This window comes from Pseudomonas sp. GM18 (assembly GCF_000282195.1).
In the GTDB taxonomy this organism is placed as follows: domain Bacteria; phylum Pseudomonadota; class Gammaproteobacteria; order Pseudomonadales; family Pseudomonadaceae; genus Aquipseudomonas.
The window spans coordinates 1-16,870 of sequence record NZ_AKJT01000062.1 but is presented as its reverse complement, the minus strand read 5'-3'; the positions used below and the strand labels follow the sequence as shown (position 1 = coordinate 16,870).

The following is a 16,870-nucleotide window of genomic DNA, read 5'->3' as shown; positions in this document are numbered from 1 at the left end:
GATCTTTTGATGTGCGGCAGTTTTAAGCCGCTTCCGGCGCCTGCGCCCGGCGTACGTCCGGTTGTTTCCAGGAGTCGGCTGCAGCTTCCTCGATAGCCAGCTGGATCGCACGCTTGCGGCTTTCTTCGGCGCGACGGCTGAAGAACCAGACCAGGAAGGTCACCAGCGACACCGCCAGCAGAATCAGGCTGGCCACCGCATTGATCTCAGGCTTCACGCCCAGGCGCACCGCCGAGAACACTTCCATCGGCAGGGTCGTGGAACCCGGACCCGACACGAAGCTCGCCAGCACCAGGTCATCCAGCGACAAGGCAAACGACATCATGCCGCCGGCCGCCAGCGATGGTGCGATCATCGGGATGGTGATCAGGAAGAACACCTTCCACGGCCGCGCACCGAGGTCCATGGCCGCCTCTTCGATCGACAGGTCCAGCTCACGCAAACGCGCCGATACCACCACCGCCACATACGCTGCGCAGAACGTGGTGTGAGCGATCCAGATGGTGACGATGCCGCGCTCCTGCGGCCAGCCGATCATCTGCGCCATGGCCACGAACAGCAGCAACAGCGACAGACCAGTGATCACTTCCGGCATCACCAGCGGTGCGGTGACCAGGCCGCCAAACAGTGTGCGGCCCTTGAAGCGGGTGATGCGGGTCAGCACGAACGCCGCCAGCGTCCCCAATGCCACCGCGGCAATCGCGGTGTAGCAGGCGATTTCCAGCGAGCGCACCACCGAGCCCATCAGTTGCGTGTTGTCGAGCAGGCCGACGTACCACTTCACCGACCAGCCGCCCCATACCGTCACCAGTTTCGAGGCGTTGAACGAGTAGATCACCAGAATCAGCATCGGCAGGTAGATGAACAACAGACCGAGCACCAGCATCAGGTTCGAGAAACGGAAGCGCTTCATTCTTTACCCTCCATTTCCTTGGCCTGACTACGGTTGAACAGGATGATCGGCACAATCAGGATTGCCAGCATCACCACCGCCAGGGCAGACGCCACCGGCCAGTCACGGTTGTTGAAGAACTCTTGCCAGAGCACTTTACCGATCATCAGGGTTTCCGGACCGCCAAGCAGTTCCGGGATCACGAACTCCCCCACCACCGGGATGAACACCAGCATGCAGCCTGCGATAATGCCGTTTTTCGACAGCGGCACGGTGATCTTCCAGAAACTGTTGAAGTTGCTCGAACCGAGGTCCGATGCGGCTTCCAGCAGGCTGACGTCGTGTTTGACCAGGTTGGCGTAGAGCGGCAGGATCATGAACGGCAGGTAGGAGTAGACGACCCCGATATAGACCGCCAGGTTGGTATTGAGGATCTGCAACGGCTCGTCGATCCAGCCCATGCTCATCAGAAAACCATTGAGCAGCCCGTTGTTGCTGAGGATGCCCATCCACGCATACACGCGGATCAGGATCGCGGTCCAGGTCGGCATCATGATCAGCAGCACCAGCACCGTTTGCAACTCTTTGCGGGCGGTGGCAATGCCATAGGCCATCGGGTAGCCAATCAACAGGCAAAGGATGGTGCTGAACAGCGCCATCTTCAGCGAACCAAGGTAGGCGGCGATGTACAACTCGTCGCCGCCCAGCATCGCGTAGTTGCCCAGGTTAAGCAGCAACTGCAGCTTCTGTTCGGCGTAGCTGTAGATTTCGGTGTACGGCGGAATGGCCACGTCGGCTTCAGCGAAGCTGATCTTCAGGACGATGAAGAACGGCAGCATGAAGAACATGAACAGCCAGATGAACGGAACCCCGATGACCAGCTGACGACCACCGGGAAGTATTCGATTGAGTCGGCGTTTGAGTTTGCGCATGTTCATGAGCGAAGTACCACGCCGCTGTCGTCTTCCCACCACACGTAAACCTGGTCACCCCAGGTCGGGCGCTGGCCACGGCGCTCGGCGTTGGCGACGAAGGACTGCACCAGCTTGCCGCTCGGCAGTTCGACGTAGAACACCGAATGGCCACCCAGGTAGGCGATGTCGTGCACCTTGCCGCTGGACCAGTTGTGTTCGCAGGTCGGCATTTCGGCCGTCACCAGCAGTTTTTCCGGACGGATCGCGTAAGTGACGGACTTGTCCTGCACCGAGGTGCTGATGCCGTGACCCACGTAAATGTTGCGATCCAGATCCTTGCAGGTGATCAGCGCATGGCCCTCGGCGTCGTCCACCACTTCGCCTTCGAAGATGTTGACGTTGCCGATGAATTCGCAGACCAAGCGGCTGGTCGGAGTTTCGTAGATGTCGATCGGGCTGCCGATCTGGGCGATCCAGCCCAGGTGCATGATCGCGATGCGCTCGGCCATGGTCATGGCCTCTTCCTGATCGTGGGTCACCATGACGCAGGTTACGCCGACGCGTTCGATGATTTCGACCAGCTCCAGCTGCATTTGCGAACGCAGCTTCTTGTCCAGCGCGCCCATCGGTTCGTCGAGCAGCAACAGCTTCGGCCGCTTGGCCAACGAACGCGCCAGGGCCACGCGCTGACGCTGACCGCCGGACAACTGATGCGGCTTGCGCTTGGCGTACTCGCTCATCTGCACCAGCTTGAGCATCTCGGCCACGCGGGCATCGACCTCGGCCGTCGGGATCTTGTCCTGCTTGAGGCCAAAGGCGATGTTCTGCGCCACGGTCATGTGCGGGAACAAGGCGTAGGACTGGAACATCATGTTGATCGGCCGCTCGTACGGCGGCATGTCAGTGATGTCTACGCCATCGAGGAAAATGCGCCCCTCCGTGGGCCGTTCGAAACCTGCCAGCATCCGCAGCAAGGTGGATTTGCCCGATCCCGAACCGCCGAGCAGGGCGAAGATCTCGCCCTTCTTGATTTCCAGGGACACATCGTCCACGGCAACCGTCTCGTCGAACTTCTTCGTGACCCGGTCGATTTTGACCAGCACCTGTTTAGGTGTCTGGTCGCCCTCGAGGGCTTTCTTATAGGCGCCGGAGGCAACTGCCATTTACGAAACTCCCAACAGAATTTGCAGTTCGCTCAACGTGGCGAACCTGGATAGTTTGAAGCTATTTGCCCGACTTGACCTTGGTCCAGCTGCGCGTCATCAAACGTTGAATGTTCGGCGGTAACTCGATGGACACGTACATCTTGTCGAGGACCGCTTGCGGCGGATAAACCGACGCGTCGGTGCGTATGGACTGTTCCATCAGTTTGTCCGACCCAGGGTTTGGGTTGGCGTAGCCCACGGCATCGCTGACCTTGGCGATCACCTCAGGCTTGAGCAAATAATTGATGAAGGCGTGGGCTTCCTTGACGTTGGCCGCGTCCTTGGGGATCGCCAGCATGTCGAACCAGAGCGCGCCGCCCTCTTTTGGAATCGAGTAGGCGATGTTCATGCCTTTGCCGGCTTCAGCCGCGCGTGCCTTGGCCTGGAACATGTCGCCGGAAAAACCGATCGCGACGCAGATATCACCGTTGGCCAGGTCCGCGATGTATTTGGATGAGTGGAAGTACGTCACATAAGGCCGCACCGCCAGCAACTTGACCTCGGCCTTTTTGTAGTCTTCGGGGTTGGTGCTGTTGGCGTTCAGGCCCATGTAGTTAAGGACCGTGGGCATCATTTCATCGGCGGAATCGAGGAACGCGACGCCGCAGCTGTGCAGCTTCTTGATGTTCTGCGGCTCGAACACCACATCCCAGGAATCGATCTTGTCGAGGCCCAACACAGCCTTGATCTTGTCGACGTTGTAACCGATGCCGTTGGTGCCCCACAGATACGGCACGGCATATTGGTTACCCGGATCGTTCTGCTCAAGGCGCTTGAGCAGCACCGGGTCGAGGTTGGCGTAATGGGTCAGCTTCGACTTGTCGAGCTTCTGGAAAGCACCAGCCTTGATCTGCTTGCCAAGGAAGTGATTGGACGGCACGACCACGTCGTAACCGGTACGCCCGGCCAGCAACTTGCCTTCCAGGGTTTCGTTGGAATCGAATACGTCGTAAATCGGCTTGATACCGGCTTCTTTCTGGAAGTCGGCCAGGGTGGTCTCACCGATGTAGTCCGACCAGTTATAAATATGCACCGTGCCGGTGGCCTGAGCACTGACAGCAAGCGTCAGCCCGGCGCCGACCAGCAGGGCATTGCGCAAAAAAGAAAAAACAGGCAAGTGGAGGTCCTCTAAAATTAGTTGGGCCCAAGTTGCCCCGCGTTACATGACAGCCATGGCGGCCTGACAACAAAACCGGCGCGCAACTTACCCTCGAAAAACCGTTCCAGCAAACTTTATGAAGATCCTGTAGCAGCTGCCGCAGGCTGCGTTCAACTGCGAAGCAGTTGTGCTGTCGAAAAGCGGAGGTCCTTCGGACCTCAACGCAGCCTTCGGCAGCTGCTACAAGATTTATTACTTATTTACCGGACTTGATCTTGGTCCAGCTGCGGGTCAGTTCACGCTGGGTTGCGGCTGGCAAATCAGCGATCGCATACAGCTTGGCCTGTACTTCAGGAGTCGGATAGATGCCCGGATCCGAAGTGATTTCCTTGCTCACATACTGGGTGGCTTCAGCATTACCGTTAGGGAAACGCACAGCGTTAGTGATGTCAGCCATCACTTTTGGCTGCAGCAGGTAGTTCATGAACTTGTAGGCCCCCTCGACGTTTTCCGCATCCTTGGGGATTGCGACCATGTCGTAGAAGCTGCCAGCGCCTTCTTTTGGAATGGCGTAGCTGACTTTCACCTTGTCACCGGCTTCGGCAGCGCGAGACTTGGCTTGCTGGACGTCACCCGAATAGCCGACGGCTACGCAGATGTTGCCGTTGGCCAGGTCCGAGATGTACTTCGAGGAGTGGAAGTAGGTGATCGAAGGACGAATCTTGAGGAACAGTTCCTCGGCTTTCTTGATGTCTTCTTTCTTCTGGCTGTCGGTTGGCAGACCCAGGTAATGCAGGGCGACCGGCAGCATTTCGGTAGGCGAATCCAGGAAGCTCACACCGCAGCCCTTGAGCTTGGCAATGTTTTCAGGCTTGAGCAGGGTGTCCCAGGAATCGATCGTGTCGACGCCCAGCGCAGCCTTGACCTTCGCCGGGTTGTAACCGATACCGATCGAGCCCCACATGTAAGGGAAGGCGTGTTTGTTGTCCGGGTCGCTGACGGAAACCGCTTTAAGCAGCGATTTGTTCAGGTTGCCATAGTTGGACAGTTTGGACTTGTCCAGCTCCCGGTAAACACCGGCCTTGATTTGCTTGGCGAGGAAGTTGTTCGACGGAACGACGACGTCGTAACCGGACTTACCTGCCAGCAACTTGGCTTCCAGGGTTTCGTTGCTGTCGAAAACGTCGTACACCACCTTGATCCCGGACTCTTTCTCGAAGTTCGCGATGGTGTCCGGTGCGATGTAATCGGACCAGTTGTACACGTGCAGCACTTTGTCGTCGGCCTGAACGGCGCCCGCCATCACGCCCATCAGGGACATGGCGAGTAGGGTCTTGCCAGTTATCTTCATACCTAATGCCTTCATGGGTAATGCTCCAGTTTTTCTTTTTAACCACGTGCTCAGCAGCCTGATACAGGGCATCCGAACAACCGTTAGTCTGGCAAGATCCAAGGCAGGCTTTCAAGGAAAGACCCATCCTTTGTTTGCACTGAGCGAAGTGCAAACATCGCACCTCGCTCAGAGCCTAGCACTTAGCCCTGCAACGCACTCAGGGTCAGGTCCAGGCACTTGCGCGCCTTGGCCACCAACTCGTCGATTTCAGCCGGTGTAATCACCAGTGGCGGAGCAATGATCATGGTGTCGCCGACCGCGCGCATGATCAGGCCGTTGTCGAAGCAGAACTGCCGGCAGATCATGCCGACGCCCTTGCCTTCGTAACGTTTGCGAGTGGCCTTATCCTGAACCAGCTCGATGGCCCCCAACAGACCGACCCCACGCACTTCCCCCACCAACGGGTGATCGTTCAGTTCCCGTAGACGCTTTTGCAAATAAGGTGCCGTTTCTGCCCGTACGTGCTCGACAATTTTCTCGTCGCGCAGGATGCGGATGTTTTCCAGCGCCACCGCAGCGGCCACCGGGTGTCCGGAATACGTGAAACCGTGGTTGAAATCACCGCCTTCGTTGAGCACCTCGACCACGTCGTCATGCACGATCAGGCCACCCATCGGGATGTAGCCGGACGTCAGGCCTTTGGCGATGGTCATCATGTGGGGCTTGAGGCCGTAGAAATCGGTACCGAACCACTCACCGGTACGACCGAAACCGCAGATCACCTCGTCGGCCACAAAAAGAATGTCGTACTTGGCGAGGATTTCCTTGATACGCGGCCAGTAGCTGTCTGGCGGAATGATCACGCCGCCGGCGCCCTGGATCGGCTCGGCAATAAAGGCACCGACGTTGTCGACGCCGACTTCCAGAATTTTCTCCTCCAGCTGATTGGCCGCCCAGATACCGAACTCTTGCGGCGTCATGTCACCGCCTTCGCCGAACCAGTACGGCTGAGCGATGTGGACGATGCCCGGGATCGGCAAGTCGCCCTGCTCGTGCATATAGGTCATGCCGCCCAGGCTCGCGCCGGCCACGGTGGAGCCGTGATAGCCGTTCTTGCGACTGATGATGACTTTCTTCTTCGGCTGGCCCTTGATCGCCCAGTAGTGGCGAACCATCCGCAGCATGGTGTCGTTGCCTTCGGAACCGGAACCGGTGAAGAACACGTGGTTCATGCCTTCAGGCGCGATGTCGGCGATGACCTTGGCCAGCTCCAGCACCGGCGGGTGAGCGGTCTGGAAAAACAGGTTGTAATAAGGCAGTTCACGCATCTGTTTGCTGGCGGCATCGGCCAGTTCATCGCGGCCGTAGCCGATGGCGACGCACCACAGGCCGGCCATGCCGTCGAGGATCTTGTTGCCTTCGCTGTCCCAGAGGTAAACGCCCTTGGCATGGGTGATGATCCGTGGGCCTTTCTCTTTCAGCTGCTTGAAGTCGCTGAACGGGGCCAGGTGGTGATCGCTGCTCAGGGTTTGCCACTCACGGGTTTGCGGGTTGTTGCTGGTCATGCGAATTCTCCTTGGATTGCAGTGACGGCGCGACGTCAGAGGGCAATCACGCCCTCTTGTCGCGCCCGGCGCATCAGACGGCGAAGAGCAGGAACTCCCGCTCCCACGAACTGATCACGCGCTTGAAGTTTTCATGCTCGGCCCGCTTGACCGCGACGTAGCCTGTGATGAATTTCTTGCCCAGATACTTTTCGATGGTCTTGCTGTTTTCCATGCGATCCAGCGCGTCTTCGATGGTTAAAGGCAGGCGCAGGTTGCGCCGCTCGTAACCACGACCCACCACCGGGGCGCTCGGGTTATGCCCTTCGAGCATGCCGATCAGGCCGCACAACAGGCTGGCGGCGATGGCCAGGTAAGGGTTGGCGTCGGCTCCCGGCAGACGGTTTTCCACCCGACGGTTCTGCGGCCCGGCATCCGGAACCCGCAGGCCCACGGTGCGATTCTCTTCGCCCCACTCCACGTTCACCGGGGCCGAGGTATCCGGCAGGAAGCGGCGGAACGAATTGACGTTGGGCGCGAACAGCGGCAGCAACTCAGGGATGAATTTCTGCAAACCGCCGATGTGATGGAGGAACAGCTGGCTCATGGTCCCGTCTTCATTGGAGAAGACATTTTTACCAGTCTCGATGTCGATGATGCTCTGGTGCAAATGCATGGCACTGCCCGGCTCGCCGGTCATCGGCTTGGCCATGAAAGTCGCCGCCACATTGTGCTTGAGGGCGGCTTCACGCATGGTGCGCTTGAACACCAGAATCTGGTCGGCCAGGGACAGGGCATCGCCATGACGGAAGTTGATTTCCATCTGTGCGGTGCCGTCCTCGTGGATCAGCGTGTCGAGGTCCAGATCCTGCAGTTCGCACCAGTCGTAGACGTCTTCGAACAACGGGTCGAATTCGTTCGCCGCTTCAATGGAGAACGACTGGCGACCGGTTTCCGGACGACCGGAACGGCCAATCGGCGGTTGCAACGGGTAGTCCGGGTCGTCACTGCGCTTGGTGAGGTAGAACTCCATTTCCGGCGCCACGATCGGCTGCCAGCCGCGATCAGCGTAGAGTTTCAGTACCTTCTTTAGCACGTTGCGCGGCGACAGCTCGATCGGGTTGCCCTGTTTGTCGTAGGTGTCGTGGATCACGATGGCGGTGGGCTCGATGGCCCAGGGCACCAGGAACACGGCGTTCTGGTCGGGGCGGCAGATCATGTCGATGTCGGCCGGGTCGAGCAGTTCGTAATAAATGTCGTCTTCGACATAGTCGCCGGTCACGGTCTGCAACAGAACGCTTTCGGGCAGGCGCATGCCTTTTTCGGCAATGAACTTGTTGGTCGGCGAGATCTTGCCCCGGGTGATGCCGGTCAGGTCGCCAATCATGCATTCGACTTCTGTGATCTTGTGGTCTTTCAACCAATCGGTGAGCTGGTCGAGGTTGTTACTCATAAATGCCTCTTAGGCTTGAGTTTCCTGACTTTTATAAGTCAGGCGTTGTTTGACGCATCGGCGTCGCGTTGTAATGCGCGCTTGCGGCAGGCATTGCCAAATGCCTGGAAAATCGCAAGGTAATCAGGATTCAAGCTTACCTGCCATTCGGGATGCCATTGCACGCCTAAAGAAAACGCCTTGCCTTCGATCACCGAGACGGCTTCGATCAACCCGTCGGGCGCCACGGCTTCCACGCGAAGGCCCGGCGCCAGCCGCTCGACGCCTTGACCATGAATCGAGTTGACTTGAATGTCGCTCGCAAGCCCCAGCCCCGCAAGTACACCACCCGGCTGGACGTGCACCGGGTGACTGGGAGCGTACTGCCCTTCGAGCGGCAGGCTGTCGTCTTCACGGTGGTCCATGAAGGGACCGGCCTCGTGGACTTTCTGATGCAGGCTGCCACCGAACGCCACATTCATTTCCTGGAAACCGCGGCAAATACCGAGCACGGGAACGCCGGCCTCGACAGCGGCGCGGATCAGCGGGAGAGTGGTGGCATCGCGTGCAGAATCATGAGCAGTACCTGGCGCGCTGGCCGGGCCGTTGTAGTGAAACGGTTCTATATTAGAAGGAGAGCCTGTAAAAAGAATGCCGTCCAGAGCGTCCAGAATATCGGACGGCGCCAGTTGATCTGCCAGGGATGGAAGAATCAACGGCAGGCCTTTGGCAGCTGAAGCCACGGCGCGTACGTATTTGTCGCCACTGATGTGATAAGCATGCAGACCGATCTGCTTTGAGCAGGCGGTGACGCCGATTAACGGCAGGCGAGACATGAAGCACCCCGGTATTATTGCTGTTATGGGTTTAAATCGAGCTTAGCCTTGTTCATTTTTTTACACAACACCCCCGTAAAAAATACAACACGGCCCGCTCAAGCCCGCGGGCGCCAAGACGTCAGAAGACAAAAATACGCCCCAAAGTGCCTCAAAAATGCCTTGCCGGCGCTTTTTTAGGGCAAAAAAGGCCTCGCTTGACTTCGGCATGCCGTTCGGGTTGACTGGAATCTGAAAAGATCAATGATTGATATTTTTAACAACAAAGGTGTTGCATCATGTCGGTACCCCCGCGTGCCGTTCAGCTTAACGAAGCGAACGCGTTCCTTAAGGAACATCCTGAGGTTCTGTACGTTGACCTTCTGATTGCGGATATGAATGGTGTGGTGCGCGGCAAGCGCATCGAACGCACCAGCCTCCACAAGGTTTACGAGAAAGGCATCAACCTGCCGGCCTCTCTATTTGCTCTGGATATCAATGGCTCGACGGTGGAAAGCACCGGCCTGGGCCTGGACATCGGCGATGCTGACCGAATCTGCTATCCAATCCCCGACACCCTGTGCAATGAGCCCTGGCAGAAGCGCCCGACCGCGCAACTGCTGATGACCATGCACGAACTCGAAGGTGACCCATTTTTCGCCGATCCGCGCGAAGTCCTGCGTCAAGTCGTTGCCAAGTTTGACGAGATGGGTCTGACCATCTGCGCCGCGTTCGAACTGGAGTTCTACCTGATCGACCAGGAAAACGTGAACGGTCGCCCGCAACCGCCACGCTCGCCGATCTCCGGCAAACGCCCGCACTCGACCCAGGTCTACCTGATCGACGACCTCGACGAATACGTCGACTGCCTCCAGGACATTCTGGAAGGTGCGAAAGAGCAAGGCATCCCTGCCGACGCAATCGTCAAGGAAAGTGCCCCGGCGCAGTTCGAAGTGAACCTGCACCACGTGGCCGACCCGATCAAGGCCTGCGACTATGCGGTCCTGCTCAAGCGTCTGATCAAAAACATCGCCTACGACCATGAGATGGACACCACCTTCATGGCCAAGCCGTATCCAGGCCAGGCGGGTAATGGTCTGCACGTCCACATCTCGATTCTTGATAAAGATGGCAAAAACATTTTTGCCAGCGAGGATCCCGAGCAGAACGCCGCACTGCGTCACGCGATCGGCGGTGTGCTCGAGACCCTGCCGGCGCAGATGGCTTTCCTCTGCCCGAACGTCAACTCCTACCGTCGTTTCGGCGCACAGTTCTACGTGCCGAACTCGCCGTGCTGGGGCCTGGACAACCGCACCGTGGCGATCCGCGTACCGACCGGTTCCTCCGATGCCGTGCGCATTGAACACCGTGTGGCGGGTGCCGATGCCAACCCGTACCTGCTGATGGCCTCGGTCCTGGCCGGCGTGCACCACGGTCTGGTCAACAAGATCGAGCCGGGCGCGCCCGTGGAAGGCAACAGCTACGAGCAGAACGAGCAAAGCCTGCCGAACAACCTGCGCGATGCCCTGCGCGAGCTGGACGACAGCGAAGTCATGGCCAAGTACATCGATCCGAAATACATCGATATCTTCGTCGCCTGTAAAGAGAGCGAGCTGGAGGAGTTCGAACACTCCATCTCCGACCTCGAGTACAACTGGTACCTGCACACCGTGTAAGCGGTTGCCGTAAAAACAACGCCGCCGGCCTTACAGCCTGCGGCGTTTTTTTATGGCCAACCACTAAACATTGTGGCGAGGGGGCTTGCCCCCGTTGGGCTGTGTAGCAGCCCCAAAACAGGCAATCTCGTTGTATCAGGGATACCGCGTTAGCTGGATTGGGGACTGCTGCGCACTCCAACGGGGGCAAGCCCCCTCACCACGGGGTATGGATCATCTCTGCGCTCTGCGTACAATGCCCGCTGCCCTGCAGGAGACTTCAATGACCCGACTCGCCACCCCACGTAAACCCCGCGCACGCAGCCAGGCCCGGATCGATTCGATACTCGATGCCGCCCGCACGCTGCTGGCCGCCGAGGGCGTGGCCAGTCTGTCGATCTACAGCGTCGCCGAACGCGCAGAGATCCCGCCCTCCTCCGTCTATCACTTTTTCGCCAGCGTCCCGGCCCTGCTCGAAGCCCTGACCGCCGACGTCCATGCCGCGTTCCGTGCTTGCCTGCAAGCGCCCATCGACCACCATGCCCTCAACGGCTGGCGCGATTTGTCGCGACTGGTGGAACAGCGCATGCTCGACATCTACGACGAAGACGCCGCCGCCCGCCAGTTGATCCTCGCCCAGCACGGCCTGACCGAAGTCACCCAGGCTGACCGCCAGCACGACATCGAGCTCGGCGACCTGATGCACAAACTGTTCGACCACCACTTCGAACTGCCGAAGCTGCCGACAGACGTCGATGTGTTTGCCCTGGCCATGGAGCTAGGGGATCGAGTGTATGCACGCTCGGTGCAGCAACATGGGCAGATCACGCCGCGCATGGCTGAAGAAGGGATGCGGGTGTTTGATGCTTACCTCGGGCTGTATCTGCCGCCGTATTTGCCCAAGCGCGGAGCGCTTTAAAAGATCGCAGCCTGATTGATCGTTCCCACGCGCAGCAAAGGGAATGCAGCCCGGGACGCTCTGCGTCCCAAAAGCCGAACGCGGAGCGTCCGTAGAGGCATTCCCACGCAGAGCGTGGGAACGATCAGGGCTCACACCCTCCGGGGTTGTTGTTGGCACACGCACTTACAACTTGGCGATCGACACCTCGGTGGATTTCACAAATGCGATCACTTCGCTGCCGACCACCAGTTCCAGCTCTTTCACTGAACGAGTGGTAATCACCGAAGTGACGATGCCGGAGGCCGTCTGCACATCGATTTCCGAGAGGACGTCGCCGAGCACGATTTCCTTGATCGAGCCTTTGAACTGGTTACGAACGTTGATGGCTTTGATAGTCATGATGTTGATTCCTGTCGTTGGATGAAGCTTGAGTTATTGAGCCCAGCGCAATTGCGTGGGCAATGGTGAAACAGGTTCCGGTTCCGGCGGTTGGCCGGGTACCGACAGCACGCGGTTAAGCACTTCGGTTTCCAGCGCCGCCAGCCGATGTGAGCCGCGGACCCGAGGGCGCGGCAATTCCACCGCCAGGTCGAGGCCGACTTCGCCTTCTTCAATCAGAATCACCCGATCGGCAACCGCCACCGCTTCGCTGACGTCGTGGGTCACCAGCAACACGGTGAAGCCATGTTGTTGCCAGAGCCGTTCGATCAGTTGCTGCATCTCGATTCGGGTCAAGGCATCCAGTGCACCCAGGGGTTCGTCGAGCAACAGCAGGCGCGGTTGATGGATCAGCGCGCGCGCCAGGGCCACACGTTGCTTCTGTCCGCCGGACAAGGCTGCCGGCCATTCGTTGGCGCGATCCGCCAGGCCGACCGCCTCAAGGGCTTCCAGTGCTTGCGGCCGCCAGTTGCCCTTGAGGCCGAGTCCGACGTTGTCGATGACCTTTTTCCACGGCAGCAGACGTGCTTCCTGGAACATCAATCGGGTGTCTTCCCGGGCGTCACTCAGCGGCGCGGAGCCAGCAAACAACTCGCCCCCCGTGGGCTTGTCGAGACCGGCAAGCAAGCGCAGCAAGGTGCTTTTGCCGCAACCGCTACGCCCGACCACCGCCACAAACTGCCCGGCCGGAATGTGCAGGTCGATTTCACGCAGCACTTGCCGCGAACCGAAGGTCTTTTGCAGCTTGCGCACTGCCAGCGGAATTCCGCGCAGCAGGCGTGGAGGTTGTTGAGCCGTCATGCGGCACCTCCCTTGGCAACCTGATAGGCCGGATGCCAGCGCAGCCACACACGCTCAAGTCCACGGGCTGCGAGATCCGCGAGTTTGCCGAGCACGGCATACAAAAGAATCGCCAGCACCACCACGTCGGTCTGCAAGAACTCCCGGGCATTCATCGCCAGGTAGCCGATGCCGGCGCTGGCGGAGATGGTTTCGGCGACGATCAGGGTCAGCCACATGAAGCCCAGGGCAAAGCGCACACCGACCAGAATCGAGGGCAGCGCACCCGGCAGGATCACCTGACGGAACAGGCTGAAACCGGACAGGCCATAACTACGGGACATTTCCACCAGCGCCGGATCGACGTTGCGGATGCCGTGGTAAGTGTTGAGGTAAATCGGGAACAACGTGCCCAACGCCACCAGGAAAATCTTCGCCGACTCGTCGATGCCGAACCACAGGATTACCAGCGGGATCAGCGCCAGGTGCGGTACGTTGCGGATCATCTGCACCGAACTGTCGAGCAGGCGTTCGCCCCATTTCGACAGGCCGGTGATGAAGCCCAGCGCCAGGCCGATACCGCCGCCAATGGCGAACCCGAGTGCCGCGCGCCAGCCGCTGATGGCCAGGTGAGTCCAGATTTCACCGCTGCGGAACAGGCTCACACCGGCTTCGATCACCGCAATTGGCGCCGGCAGAATCCGTGTCGACAACCAGCCCGCCGACACCGACAACTGCCATACCGCCAGCAACAAGACCGGCAACGCCCAGGGCGCGAGGGTGTGGATAGTTTTCTTCATGGCGGCGCCTCAGCTCTGGGACGCAGCTTTGGGAAGAATGTCGTTGGCCACCATCTCGCCGAACGGGCTGACGTAACCGGCGCTTTTCGGCAGTTCCGGACGCTCGATGTCCAGGTGCGGGAACAGCAACTCGGCCACCCGGTAGGATTCTTCCAGGTGTGGATAACCGGAGAAGATGAACGTGTCGATGCCCAGATCGGCGTATTCCTTCACCCGAGCGGCCACGGTCGGGCCATCGCCGACCAGCGCCGTACCGGCCCCGCCACGCACCAGACCGACACCGGCCCAGAGGTTGGGGCTGACTTCCAGGTTGTCGCGACTGCCGCCATGCAAGGCGGCCATGCGTTGCTGGCCGACCGAATCGAAACGCGCCAGAGAAGCCTGGGCGCGTGCAATGGTGTCATCGTCCAGATGAGAGATCAGTCGATCCGCGGCCTGCCATGCCTCGGCGTTGGTTTCGCGAACGATCACATGCAGACGAATACCGAAGCGCACGGTACGACCGAGCTTCGCGGCTTTGGCGCGAACCTGCTCGATCTTCTCGGCAACGGCGGCCGGTGGCTCGCCCCAGGTCAGGACCATTTCGACCTGCTCTGCCGCAAGGTCTTGCGCCGCTTCCGACGAGCCGCCGAAATACAGCGGCGGACGTGGTTGCTGGATCGGCGGATAGAGCAACTTGGCGCCCTTCACACTGATGTGCTGGCCGTCGTAATCGACAGTTTCGCCTTCCAGCACCCGGCGCCAGATGCGAGTGAATTCCACCGAGGCCTGATAGCGTTCTTCGTGACTGAGGAATAAACCATCGCCGGCCAGTTCTTCCGGATCGCCACCGGTGACCAGGTTGAACAGCGCACGACCGCCGGACAGACGATCCAGGGTCGCGGCCTGACGCGCCGCCACCGTCGGGGAAATGATCCCGGGGCGCAGGGCGACGAGGAATTTCAAACGCTGGGTCACCGGGATTAGCGAGGCGGCCACCAGCCACGAGTCTTCGCAGGAGCGACCGGTGGGAATCAGCACCCCGCCGAAGCCCAGACGATCCGCCGCTTGCGCGACTTGTTGCAGGTAACCGTGGTCGACGGCGCGAGCGCCTTCGGCGGTGCCAAGGTAATGGCCGTCGCCGTGGGTAGGCAGGAACCAGAAGATATTGAGGCTCATGGAGTGGTCTCCTTGGGGAATCGAATTACGGCGCTTTGGCCAAGGCCGCCGGTGGCGTCCAGATCACGTCCTTGATGCTCAAGGGCTTGGGAATCAGCTTGAGCTGGTAGAAGCTGTCGGCGATTTTCTGTTGCGCGGCGACCACCTCAGGGGTCAGGAACAGCGCGCCGTAACCTTGGCGCTTCACCGAAGTCAGAGTGATGTCTGCAGGCAGGCCGAGCAGTGGCGAAACCTGTTGGGTTACGTCCTCGGGATTGGCCTTGGACCATTCACCGACCGCGCGCACTTCTTCCACCAGGGTTTTGATCACTTCAGGATTTTTCTGCGCGTAAGGCTTGGTCGCCAGGTAGAACTGGTGGTTGTCGACGATGCCTTTGCCATCGCGCAAAGTGCGCGCTTGCAATTGCTGTTCGGCGGCAGCCTGGTACGGATCCCAGATCACCCAGGCATCGACACTGCCACGCTCGAACGCGGCGCGGGCATCGGCGGGCGGCAGGAACACGGTCTGGATGTCGGTGTATTTGAGGCCGGCGTCTTCCAGCGCACGCACCAGCAGGTAGTGCACGTTGGAGCCTTTGTTCAGGACGACTTTTTTGCCTTTGAGCTCCGCCACCGATTTGATCGGCGAGCCCTTCGGCACCAGGATCGCTTCGCTGTGGGGCGCTGGTGGTTCATAAGCAACGTAGAGCAGATCGGCGCCCGCTGCCTGAGCGAAAACCGGAGGCGTTTCACCGGTGACGCCGAAGTCGATGGAGCCGACGTTCAGGCCTTCGAGCAGTTGCGGGCCGCCGGGGAATTCAGTCCATTGCACGTCCACGCCTTGGGCGGCGAGGCGTTTTTCCAGGGTGCCTTTGGCTTTGAGCAGCACCAGAGTGCCGTATTTCTGATAGCCGATTCGCAACGTCTCGGCTTGGGCTTGAGTAATGACGCCGAAGGACACAGCCGCAGCAAACAGAGCGACCAGACCACGACGCAAAATGACAGTGCGCATAGCGCTCTCCTTTTTGCAGTTGGGTTTTGGCTGCACCTGCTTGCCCGTTAGCGGGCCAGTAAGGTGAGTACTTCAAATTCAGATGTTGCTTGAGGGCTGGCTTAAATGCTCCAGCGAGCACTCAACAAACGTTCGTTCAACAGGTTCGGATCGAGCGGCTTGGGCCGGCGAGCCATGGCGCTGTAAAACAGCTCCAGCGATTCGTTCAGTCGTTGTGCAAGCTCGGGGGCCAACTGCGCCTGGGCACTGCCTTCGCCGTAAGCGATCTGACTGTCTACGGCGAAAATCCCGTGGAGCATTTCCTGGGCCTTCAACGCCGACAACACTGGCTTGAGCGCGTAATCCACCGCCAGCATGTGGGCGATGCTGCCGCCGGTCGCCATCGGCAGAACCACTTTGTGGGCCAGGGCGCGTTCGGGCAGCAAATCAAGCACGGTCTTCAGCGCACCGGAGAACGACGCCTTGTAAACCGGTGTGGCGATGAGCAGGCCGTCGGCGTTATCAATCTGTTGCAACAGATCGATCACCTTCGGGCTGTCAAAGCGGGCATGCAGCAAGTCTTCGGCCGGGAAGTCCCGCACCTGATAACTCACCACTTCCACTCCTTGCTCCTGCAACCAGTGTTTGGAGCGCTCCAGCAACACCCCGGAACGGGAGCGTGGGCTGGGGCTGCCACCGAGTGAGACGACCAGCATTCAGACAATTCCTTGAGCGGTGTTGGCGATTCGCAGCTTGCGATCTCGCGTCGATGGAGTGACCTTAACAGGTGATTCATATATCCATAAATCATATTTATTCATTTGGTTATATCTTAAACGAATATGATGATTGTCTTTTTCCGGACAAAAAAACAGGCCGTCGAAACGGCCCGAAATCCCCTGCTTTGGTAGACATGATCGTTCCCACGCTCTGC

The 16,870-nt window shown here is 59.3% G+C and carries 17 protein-coding genes; 2 read left to right on the top strand and 15 right to left on the bottom strand.

The genetic code is table 11. From position 1 onward, the window contains the following. Positions 1 to 22 precede the first annotated feature (22 nt). The 8 genes from PMI21_RS11785 to PMI21_RS11820 form a co-directional block, all read right to left on the bottom strand. Positions 23 to 913, bottom strand: coding sequence for an ABC transporter permease subunit (locus PMI21_RS11785; protein WP_007939265.1), 891 nt, complete (start codon positions 911 to 913; stop codon positions 23 to 25). After that, positions 910 to 1,830: an ABC transporter permease subunit gene (locus PMI21_RS11790; RefSeq protein ID WP_007939264.1), complete on the bottom strand. Its 921-nt coding sequence runs from the start codon at positions 1,828 to 1,830 to the stop codon at positions 910 to 912. Before PMI21_RS11790 ends, PMI21_RS11785 begins: the two co-directional genes overlap by 4 nt. After that, the gene (locus tag PMI21_RS11795; protein ID WP_007939263.1) at positions 1,827 to 2,969 is read right to left on the bottom strand and encodes an ABC transporter ATP-binding protein; all 1,143 of its coding nucleotides are present in this window, start codon (positions 2,967 to 2,969) and stop codon (positions 1,827 to 1,829) included. The genes PMI21_RS11790 and PMI21_RS11795 overlap by 4 nt, the downstream gene beginning before the upstream one ends. Positions 2,970 to 3,030: 61 nt before the next feature. Further along, positions 3,031 to 4,128 carry a polyamine ABC transporter substrate-binding protein gene (locus tag PMI21_RS11800; protein ID WP_007939262.1) on the bottom strand — a complete coding sequence of 366 codons (1,098 nt, stop codon included), beginning with the start codon at positions 4,126 to 4,128 and terminating at the stop codon, positions 3,031 to 3,033. Between the two features lie 238 nt (positions 4,129 to 4,366). Then, the gene (locus tag PMI21_RS11805; protein WP_033064061.1) at positions 4,367 to 5,461 is read right to left on the bottom strand and encodes a polyamine ABC transporter substrate-binding protein; all 1,095 of its coding nucleotides are present in this window, start codon (positions 5,459 to 5,461) and stop codon (positions 4,367 to 4,369) included. Between the two features lie 182 nt (positions 5,462 to 5,643). Further along, positions 5,644 to 7,008: an aspartate aminotransferase family protein gene (locus PMI21_RS11810; RefSeq protein WP_007939260.1), complete on the bottom strand. Its 1,365-nt coding sequence runs from the start codon at positions 7,006 to 7,008 to the stop codon at positions 5,644 to 5,646. A 73-nt stretch (positions 7,009 to 7,081) separates the two neighbouring features. Continuing rightward, positions 7,082 to 8,440 carry a glutamine synthetase family protein gene (locus PMI21_RS11815; RefSeq protein ID WP_007939259.1) on the bottom strand — a complete coding sequence of 453 codons (1,359 nt, stop codon included), beginning with the start codon at positions 8,438 to 8,440 and terminating at the stop codon, positions 7,082 to 7,084. 38 nt (positions 8,441 to 8,478) lie between these two features. Continuing rightward, positions 8,479 to 9,255, bottom strand: coding sequence for a gamma-glutamyl-gamma-aminobutyrate hydrolase family protein (locus PMI21_RS11820; protein WP_007939257.1), 777 nt, complete (start codon positions 9,253 to 9,255; stop codon positions 8,479 to 8,481). 278 nt (positions 9,256 to 9,533) lie between these two features. On the opposite strand from PMI21_RS11820, the gene PMI21_RS11825 reads away from it, so the two are divergent. Next, positions 9,534 to 10,910 carry a glutamine synthetase family protein gene (locus PMI21_RS11825; RefSeq protein ID WP_007939256.1) on the top strand — a complete coding sequence of 459 codons (1,377 nt, stop codon included), beginning with the start codon at positions 9,534 to 9,536 and terminating at the stop codon, positions 10,908 to 10,910. Between the two features lie 262 nt (positions 10,911 to 11,172). After that, positions 11,173 to 11,808 carry a TetR/AcrR family transcriptional regulator gene (locus PMI21_RS11830; RefSeq protein WP_007939255.1) on the top strand — a complete coding sequence of 212 codons (636 nt, stop codon included), beginning with the start codon at positions 11,173 to 11,175 and terminating at the stop codon, positions 11,806 to 11,808. Between the two features lie 165 nt (positions 11,809 to 11,973). On the opposite strand, the gene PMI21_RS11835 is transcribed toward PMI21_RS11830, so the two are convergent. The 7 genes from PMI21_RS11835 to PMI21_RS29900 form a co-directional block, all read right to left on the bottom strand. Continuing rightward, entirely contained in the window at positions 11,974 to 12,189 is a 216-nt protein-coding gene (locus PMI21_RS11835; RefSeq protein ID WP_003229256.1) for a TOBE domain-containing protein, read from the bottom strand. A 33-nt stretch (positions 12,190 to 12,222) separates the two neighbouring features. Continuing rightward, on the bottom strand, positions 12,223 to 13,029 hold the full coding sequence (ssuB, locus tag PMI21_RS11840; protein ID WP_007939254.1) for an aliphatic sulfonates ABC transporter ATP-binding protein: 807 nt from the start codon (positions 13,027 to 13,029) through the stop codon (positions 12,223 to 12,225). Then, positions 13,026 to 13,808, bottom strand: coding sequence for an aliphatic sulfonate ABC transporter permease SsuC (gene ssuC / locus PMI21_RS11845; protein ID WP_007939253.1), 783 nt, complete (start codon positions 13,806 to 13,808; stop codon positions 13,026 to 13,028). Before ssuC ends, ssuB begins: the two co-directional genes overlap by 4 nt. Positions 13,809 to 13,817: 9 nt before the next feature. After that, positions 13,818 to 14,966, bottom strand: a complete 1,149-nt coding sequence (gene ssuD, locus PMI21_RS11850) for an FMNH2-dependent alkanesulfonate monooxygenase (RefSeq protein WP_007939251.1) — start codon at positions 14,964 to 14,966, stop codon at positions 13,818 to 13,820. A 25-nt stretch (positions 14,967 to 14,991) separates the two neighbouring features. After that, positions 14,992 to 15,957, bottom strand: coding sequence for a sulfonate ABC transporter substrate-binding protein (locus PMI21_RS11855; RefSeq protein WP_007939249.1), 966 nt, complete (start codon positions 15,955 to 15,957; stop codon positions 14,992 to 14,994). A 101-nt stretch (positions 15,958 to 16,058) separates the two neighbouring features. Continuing rightward, positions 16,059 to 16,652 carry an NADPH-dependent FMN reductase gene (gene ssuE, locus PMI21_RS11860; RefSeq protein WP_007939248.1) on the bottom strand — a complete coding sequence of 198 codons (594 nt, stop codon included), beginning with the start codon at positions 16,650 to 16,652 and terminating at the stop codon, positions 16,059 to 16,061. Beyond that, positions 16,653 to 16,870, bottom strand: a 218-nt coding sequence (locus PMI21_RS29900; RefSeq protein ID WP_238541222.1) for a hypothetical protein, incomplete at its 5' end; no start/stop codon positions are given.

Excerpts from the sequence above, each read along its gene's own strand:
- PMI21_RS11785 (WP_007939265.1), bottom strand. The coding sequence starts at position 913 with ATGAAGCGCTTCCGTTTCTCGAACCTGATGCTGGTGCTCGGTCTGTTG.
- PMI21_RS11790 (WP_007939264.1), bottom strand. The coding sequence starts at position 1,830 with ATGAACATGCGCAAACTCAAACGCCGACTCAATCGAATACTTCCCGGT.
- PMI21_RS11795 (WP_007939263.1), bottom strand. The coding sequence starts at position 2,969 with ATGGCAGTTGCCTCCGGCGCCTATAAGAAAGCCCTCGAGGGCGACCAG.
- PMI21_RS11805 (WP_033064061.1), bottom strand. The coding sequence starts at position 5,461 with ATGAAGATAACTGGCAAGACCCTACTCGCCATGTCCCTGATGGGCGTG.
- PMI21_RS11810 (WP_007939260.1), bottom strand. The coding sequence starts at position 7,008 with ATGACCAGCAACAACCCGCAAACCCGTGAGTGGCAAACCCTGAGCAGC.
- PMI21_RS11815 (WP_007939259.1), bottom strand. The coding sequence starts at position 8,440 with ATGAGTAACAACCTCGACCAGCTCACCGATTGGTTGAAAGACCACAAG.
- PMI21_RS11820 (WP_007939257.1), bottom strand. The coding sequence starts at position 9,255 with ATGTCTCGCCTGCCGTTAATCGGCGTCACCGCCTGCTCAAAGCAGATC.
- PMI21_RS11825 (WP_007939256.1), top strand. The coding sequence starts at position 9,534 with ATGTCGGTACCCCCGCGTGCCGTTCAGCTTAACGAAGCGAACGCGTTC.
- PMI21_RS11830 (WP_007939255.1), top strand. The coding sequence starts at position 11,173 with ATGACCCGACTCGCCACCCCACGTAAACCCCGCGCACGCAGCCAGGCC.
- PMI21_RS11835 (WP_003229256.1), bottom strand. The coding sequence starts at position 12,189 with ATGACTATCAAAGCCATCAACGTTCGTAACCAGTTCAAAGGCTCGATC.
- ssuB (WP_007939254.1), bottom strand. The coding sequence starts at position 13,029 with ATGACGGCTCAACAACCTCCACGCCTGCTGCGCGGAATTCCGCTGGCA.
- ssuC (WP_007939253.1), bottom strand. The coding sequence starts at position 13,808 with ATGAAGAAAACTATCCACACCCTCGCGCCCTGGGCGTTGCCGGTCTTG.
- ssuD (WP_007939251.1), bottom strand. The coding sequence starts at position 14,966 with ATGAGCCTCAATATCTTCTGGTTCCTGCCTACCCACGGCGACGGCCAT.
- PMI21_RS11855 (WP_007939249.1), bottom strand. The coding sequence starts at position 15,957 with ATGCGCACTGTCATTTTGCGTCGTGGTCTGGTCGCTCTGTTTGCTGCG.
- ssuE (WP_007939248.1), bottom strand. The coding sequence starts at position 16,652 with ATGCTGGTCGTCTCACTCGGTGGCAGCCCCAGCCCACGCTCCCGTTCC.